Raw genomic sequence first — 2,734 nt, 5'->3', positions numbered from 1 at the left:
TGCGATTTTCAAGACGGCGTCGGCTTTCTCCGCGGCCGAGCTCGACCTGCCAACACACTAATCACCCAGTTCATCGCCGATCATCACGGTCACCGCGATGGCCCTGATGGTTTGCGGTGGGGTGTCGAGTCGATCTGCACACAGCTGACCGAGCTGGGTATGCCGATCGCCCCATCGACCTATTACGACCACATCAACCGCGAGCCCAGCCGCCGCGAACGCCGTGACGACGAACTCAAAGAACAGATCAGCCGGCTCTACGCCGCCAACTACGGCGTGTACGGTGCCCACAAGGTGTGGCTGGCGCTCAACCGCGAGGGCACTCCAGTGGCCAGATGCACCGTCGAGCAGGGTTTGCCTACGTCGCTTTCGCCACCGACGCCTACGCGCGGCGGGATGCTGGGCTGGCGGGTCGCTTCCACGATGGCCACCTCGATGGTCCTCGATGCGATCGAGCAAGCCATCTAGAACCGTCAACAAGAAGGTGTACTGATCTCAAAGACGTTGTCCACCAGACGGATCGGGGATCGCAGTCAATACACCTCGATCAGGTTCAGCGAACGGCACGCAGAAGCGGGCATCCAGTCCTCGGTCCGAGCGGTCGGCAGCTCCTATGACTGTGAGAATGTTGGCGGCTGTCTGGTCGCCTGACTCGTGTTATGACTGACCCAGCGGTATGGGTGTCCTGGCTGTTGATCTGTCGTCCAACGGGCGGTCGTTCCACCTCGTGCTGACCGAGCGGGCAGTGACCTCATAGAAGCCTGACCACACCAGGTCCCATCGCAGTCCCGTCACCCGACCGGCCAGCCTCAACAACCCGCTGAAGGTCGCAATGACAAGCATGGCAACCACACCTCGCCGCGGTCGAGTCGTGATCGGTGTTGATACCCACAAGTTCGTTCATGTCGCCGCCGCGTTCGACGACTTCGGCGCGGTGCTTGACACCGGAACGTTCCAAGCCGACCGCGCCGGCTATGCCGAGCTGATCGAATGGGCTAGCCACCCGGGCCACATCCTGACCTTCGCCATCGAAGGCACCGGCTCCTACGGAGCCGGCCTGACCGCAGCCGTGCGTCGCAGCGACATCGGTGTCGTGGAGGTAATGCGCACCGACCGGCGCGACCGGCGGCTGCGCGGCAAGTCCGACTTCCTGGACGCCGAAAACGCCGCCCGTGCCGTGCTTGGTAGCCATGCCACCGCCACCCCGAAGACCGCCGATGACACCGTGGATATGATCCGACAGATCAAAATCGCCAAAAATATTGCGGTCAAAGCCCGTTCGGCAGCGATGATCTCGCTGAAGACGGTCATCGTTAACGCCCCAGACGAGCTGCGTGAACAACTGCAGCCCTTGTCCAAGATGGCCCTAATCCGCCGCTACGCCGGCCTGAGGCCAGCTGGCATCAGCACGGTCGAAGCCGCAACCAAGCACACCCTGCGCTCGATCGCCCGCCGCTGGCAGCATCTCAACGAGGAGATCACTGAACACGAGAAACTACTCGCCCAATTGGTCACCGAGATCGCGCCAGAGTTGACCGCAGCATTCGGCATCGGCGCCGACACCGCCGCCGAGATGCTCATCGTCGCCGGCGACAACCCCGACCGGATCCGTATTGAAGCCGCGTGGACCAAGCTGTGCGGCGTGTGCCCGATCCCAGCCTCCACCGGCAAAACCGTTCGCCACCTGCTCAACTGGGATGGCCACCGCCAGGCTAATGCGGCGATCTACCGCACCGTCATCGTGGGCATGCAACACCATCAACCCACCCAGGCGTACCTCGCAAGACGCACCGCCGAAGGCAAGTCCAAGGCCGAAATCATCCGGTGCTTAAAACGCTTCCTTGCCCGTGAGATATGGGCCTCGTGCATCCACTGCGCACCACTCCACAAGCCGAAAAACCAGCCGCTTGACGGATATAGGAGCATCAATGCACTAGCCGAGACGGTCAACGGCCTGTACAAGACCGAGCTGATCAAGCCCGGCAAGCCCTGGCGCTCCATCAAGGACGTCGAGCTGGCCACCGCACGGCGGATCGACTGGTTCAACCACCGTCGCCTCTACGAATACTGCGGCGATATCCCCACCAGTTGAACTCGAAGCCGCCTATTGCACTCCACGCCAGAGACCAGCCGCTGGCTGAAATCTCACATCAGAAAGTCTCCGGACTCACCGGGGCGATTCAGGTGGCGGACAGATCCCTGCCGCCGAACGCGGCGACTTCGTCTTGCCACTGGGCGGTCAGCCGGGTAATCGTGGCTGCCGACAACCCGGCCCCCGACCCAGGAACTGCTCCAGGGCTCCGGCCTGAAATCCCCGCTGGACGCCCATGCAGGTACAGCAACGGCAACACCTCGGCCATCTGCGGCGACTTACGCGCTTACGCCGGCACGATCGTCGACGAGAACCGCTGCCGCTCAACGGTATCGGGATCAATACGTTTGTCATTGACCCGCGGGGCCTGCACCTTGACCGCCCCCCCGCGGTCAGCACGTCGCGGGGCTAGCGTTGCGCACCCTGTCGCTTCGCAGTACTGTAACGCCCGACACCCTGTACTGTCAGTATCCGAAACTAGAAGTTCGGGGAAAAGGTAACCTTCGTGGTCGACGGGGGCACAGGCTAGATATATAGGGGGTCGTGACCACTATGAGTGCACCGAGTGGGGTCTCGGTATCCGAGGACTCGGCGGATATGTTTCTCGGTGGGGGGAGGGCAGCAACTATTATCGTGGATGAC

Annotated in this window: 4 pseudogenes; 3 read left to right on the top strand and 1 reads right to left on the bottom strand. The window is 62.3% G+C overall.

Features of this window, described 5'->3' with window-relative positions:
- The 3 pseudogenes from HMPREF0591_RS32800 to HMPREF0591_RS32795 form a co-directional block, all read left to right on the top strand.
- Positions 1 to 618: pseudogene (locus HMPREF0591_RS32800) on the top strand (DDE-type integrase/transposase/recombinase); the annotation flags it as partial.
- 214 nt (positions 619 to 832) lie between these two features.
- Positions 833 to 1,717: pseudogene (locus HMPREF0591_RS29180) on the top strand (IS110 family transposase); the annotation flags it as partial.
- A gap of 210 nt (positions 1,718 to 1,927) precedes the next feature.
- A pseudogene (locus tag HMPREF0591_RS32795) lies at positions 1,928 to 2,141 on the top strand (integrase core domain-containing protein); the annotation flags it as partial.
- A 42-nt stretch (positions 2,142 to 2,183) separates the two neighbouring features.
- On the opposite strand, the pseudogene HMPREF0591_RS33355 reads toward HMPREF0591_RS32795, so the two are convergent.
- Positions 2,184 to 2,497 (bottom strand): annotated as a pseudogene (locus tag HMPREF0591_RS33355) (IS256 family transposase); the annotation flags it as partial.
- Positions 2,498 to 2,734 lie beyond the last annotated feature (237 nt).

It is taken from the genome of Mycobacterium parascrofulaceum ATCC BAA-614 (assembly GCF_000164135.1).
In the GTDB taxonomy this organism is placed as follows: Bacteria; Actinomycetota; Actinomycetes; order Mycobacteriales; family Mycobacteriaceae; genus Mycobacterium; species Mycobacterium parascrofulaceum.
Note: the sequence above shows the minus strand (reverse complement) of the source record. Positions and strands in the feature narration are given on the sequence as shown.